Source organism: Ideonella lacteola, assembly GCF_038066555.1.
GTDB lineage: Bacteria > Pseudomonadota > Gammaproteobacteria > Burkholderiales > Burkholderiaceae_C > Ideonella > Ideonella lacteola.
Window position 1 is genome coordinate 1 of the sequence record NZ_JBBUTG010000055.1, and the last position, 3,883, is coordinate 3,883.

Below are 3,883 nucleotides of genomic sequence, written 5' to 3' on the forward strand. Positions count from 1 at the left end.
CGCACGGGCTGTGGCGACTTCAGCCGTATTCGAGTCAGCTTGGGCACAAGTCGGCGGCCGCAGTGGCACATCACGGTTGCTGGAATCTCCCTCCTTGGTCACCGCCGGTGGTACTCTGTCGGCCATCTCTGCCAAGGTCAATGTTCAGCGCATTGCCCAGGCTGTTCAAACTTTTCGTCTCGGCCGGCCAGCGTCGTAGCACTTGTTATGCAAGCACTCTGTTTTGCCAGTCGCCGGCTCGGCGGGCCACCGGGCTTGAAATACGTGTCGGTTGCGGCATTGCGTTCCAGGGGTCTCGGTGCTCTAGCCGATCTGCCTAACCGCTCCGTCAAGGGGACGTCCCGCAAGCGGGCCGCCCCTTACGTCGAACGTTAGGCAGTCGCAAGCGAGAGATGTTTCCCTTCGCACTCATTGCTCGCATTCGCCATCGTCGGCGGTACAAGGCCGCGTTGGCCGTCCTTTTGGGCATGCATGCGTACGAGCGGCTAAGCCCAAAGCACCAGGCTTTGGTGGAGGAGTGGCTCGCCGATTGGCATCGCCGTTTCTCCGAGTACCCTTACTCAGTTGTTCGTTCCAAGATGGTCACGCCGTTCAACTTGGCAGCAATGCGAGCCTGGGCAATGGCGCGCCTTGGGTTCGGCACCGGTGTGGAGGGCGTCTCCTGGGGGGAGCTTCTTCCCCTCAGCCGGGGTCGGCTCTCTGGGCCCGGCATCGTCGCATTGGCGTTCCAGCAGTTTCATCCTGCCACTGGCGATGCAGTTGCCTTTCTAGAGCAGCGAGGTGTACGTTTCGATCCATCGCTCGGTCTGGGTCCGGAGTGGCTCGCCGCAATGAAAGCCAAGTATCCGTGAGTCGGCCACTGCCTAACCCTTCGCTCCACCTGACGTTCGCCAGCCGGCTACGCCGTCTGTCGCCCGCAGGTGAGCTCAAACGTTAGGCATCAATAGCCAATGGTCGTCACGAAGCACTCTCGCCTGGGCGCTTCTTTGGTACTGTCTGTACCAATCGTGCTGTGCCTGCTGTCGCTAGTCGTCGGCGCGCGAGCGCCCGCCAACCAAAGGGCCGCCCTCTGGTCAGTGCTTCTTCTTGTGGTGGCAGCGCTCCTCGCAAGCCTGAATCTGTACCTGTCATTCGTTCGGTCCGCCCTATTTGCTCGCCGCAACGGATCCATGCACGGCTATCGCTTTGTGTCCGGGGTGCCCCTTGTCGGGTCCGTATTACTAACAATCGGCACGCTTCTGTCTTGGGGCCAGTTCGGCATTGCCGCTTTCGCGCTATTGCTATTCCTTGCTGATACGGGAAGCCCTCTCTTCGCCATCATCGCAATCAACCGTGAACCATCCTCTCATCACTCAGCCCGCGGTGACGCCTAACCCCTCCGTCAAGGGGACGTCCACAAGCAGGCTTCGCCCACTTGCGGCCGCCCCTTACGTCGAACGTTAGGCGTCAGAAGGCGACGGGCCGGTGAACGCTCGCCGACATGTCAACGGTTTCTGGGCGCTGGCTTCATCGTCGACGTGGGCTGTCCGTCCTTCGGCGGCCAGCGCATGGTCCGTGGCGGTTCCTGCCGTATTCGCGGCAGCTTGGGCACATGTGGGTAGCCGCGGCAGCACACCACGGTCGCCGGAACCGCTCGCGTTGGTCACGGCCGGTGATACTCTGTGGGCGATCTTTGCCTTGGCAAGCTTCCAGTGCTTTGCCAAGGTCGCTGAAGTCCTTCGTCACAGCCGCCCAACGTCGTAGCGCTTGTTATGCAAGTACTCTGCTTTGCCAGTCACTGCATCGCCTGGCCACTGGCCCTCAAATACATGCCGGTTGCGGCATTGCGTTCCGGGCATCTCGGTGCTCCACTCGCTTTGCCTAACCGCTCCGTCAAGGGGACTGGCCTGCGGCCAGCCCCTTACGTCGAACGTTAGGCGCTTCAAAGTGTCCACATCTGCCCTAGCCGCCTTGGAGGCTCTTGGCCTGCGTCTGGTCCAGCAGGGCTATCGCTTTCGCGTTCAGCCTACGTTCTCCCCATCAGGCATTTTTGTTTACAGCCCACCTGATGTGGATGGCAATCTCGCCCTTATCGAGCACGGCGTATTCTTGTACGCTGTCGACTCGGGATGGGAAGCAAGAATGACTCAACACGGGGGAAGCCAGTGGGTCTGCAACGCCCACAGCGTTGCAGCCCTTGAGCAGTTGGCCTTGGGCGCGCTCCAAGCGGCCGAGCATCGACCTTTAGAAGGTTGGCGACTCCTCTAGCGCTGTCGAACATGTCGTTCCTAACGCGTCAACTCAGCCGCCCATCGGAAGCGCCTAACCCCTCCGTCAAGGGGACGTCCACAAGCGGGCTTTGCCCACTTGCGGCCGCCCCTTACGTCGAACGTTAGGCGTCACGAAGTCAACCATGTTCTCGATCGAAGCGACGAATGCAAAGAAGTGGCGCTGGATAGCTGGCGTCTTCAAAGATCGCTCTGCCGCAGAAGCATTCCTTCAAGCGATTCCTGATGCGAACAGGGCTATGCAGCAACTTGTGGAATTGTCGGTAGCAAGCTATCCGATCTTCGTCATTGAAGATCGAGGGTTCGAGTACGGCGACCTCAGTTTCGTCAGGGCCCGGCTTGGCGCGTTGGTGCCGTGCGGCGACGAAGATCACGTCCACATGAATGTCTATGCAATACGGGAAGACTTTGTCCCGGTCAAGCCAGGAGTCGATAGCATGGGTAGTCTGCCGCACTGGCACATAACCGATCGTGCGTTGGTTCCCCCACGATCTGAGGTGTTCGATGAAGAATTGGCTCGCATTGCCCGCAACGCCTAACCCCTCCGTCAAGGGGACTGGCCTGCGGCCAGCCCCTTACGTCGAACGTTAGGCCTTCTGTGAAGTCTTCCGGGCAGAGCGAAACCGCCGTCAAGGAGGGCATCTTCCTGTACGACGGAAAGGTGGAGTGTGATGTTCGAATTCTTCACATCCCCACTCGATACGGCAGCGGTGACTATGAAGACCCGCCGGAGGTCCAGAACGATCTCGAGCAAGACACCTACTACATTCAGTTTGGGTCCTCCACTGGGCGCGGTGTCTTCCATGCAAGCGGCGCCGGGTATCCGTCGCTTGCACAGGCCGTGGCAGCGGCCGAAGCTGCCCCTGGCATAGGCGCCACAATTCGGTGGGCATCACAGTGAAGCGTCTACCTAGTCAGCTCACCCTTTCGGGCACCGCGAGTGTTCAGCCTCCTTCGAGTCTTCACAAGGCAAGTGGGGCTTACCGTGATCTCGCAAGGCCTAACCCCTCCGTCAAGGGGACCTGCCTGCGGCAGGCCCCTTACGTCGAACGTTAGGCCGCATACGCATACTTCGTCGCGATACTCGCACAAGAGCGCTTCTCTCGCATTCCAAGCCCCTGCCTCATTGAAGTGAAAATCGCGTCATGAAAGACAAGGCCCAGATCTTCTGTCCAAAGTGCGGTTGGCGTCCCACCGCCGAGGATCGATGGGAATGTACACCTAGATGCGGCACGGTTTGGAACACCTTCTGGACCCGTGGCGTCTGCCCAGGGTGCTCTGTAAAGTGGCCACATACGCAGTGCATTGAGTGTGGGCAGTTCTCGCCGCACGAAGCCTGGTATCACTATCCGCCTGAGGCAGAGGCGGAACACGACATAAAAGAAGTAGAGTATCAGCGCACCGCGTAGCCCCAAGTAGCAGCCTTCCAAATCTTTCAATGCGCCCCAGAGATGCGGCCTAACCACTCCGTCAAGGGGACTGTCCTGCGGCCAGCCTCTTACGTCGAACGTTAGGTTTCAATGAGTTCTGTCCGCTCAACCCCTGGCTACTACCGCTCTCTTTGGCAGAAAGCACGGCGGTTTCAGGTCAACATGCCGGCCAAGCAGTGGTGTGAC

Annotated in this window: 2 protein-coding genes; both read left to right on the forward strand. The window is 59.7% G+C overall.

The window, feature by feature from the left end; all coding sequences use genetic code 11:
- Positions 1 to 392: 392 nt before the first annotated feature.
- Positions 393 to 851 carry a hypothetical protein gene (locus AACH06_RS29815; protein ID WP_341429469.1) on the forward strand — a complete coding sequence of 153 codons (459 nt, stop codon included), beginning with the start codon at positions 393 to 395 and terminating at the stop codon, positions 849 to 851.
- Between the two features lie 1,541 nt (positions 852 to 2,392).
- Complete coding sequence (locus AACH06_RS29820) at positions 2,393 to 2,806, forward strand: hypothetical protein (RefSeq protein ID WP_341429470.1); 414 nt, start codon at positions 2,393 to 2,395, stop codon at positions 2,804 to 2,806.
- The last annotated feature ends 1,077 nt before the right edge of the window (positions 2,807 to 3,883 follow it).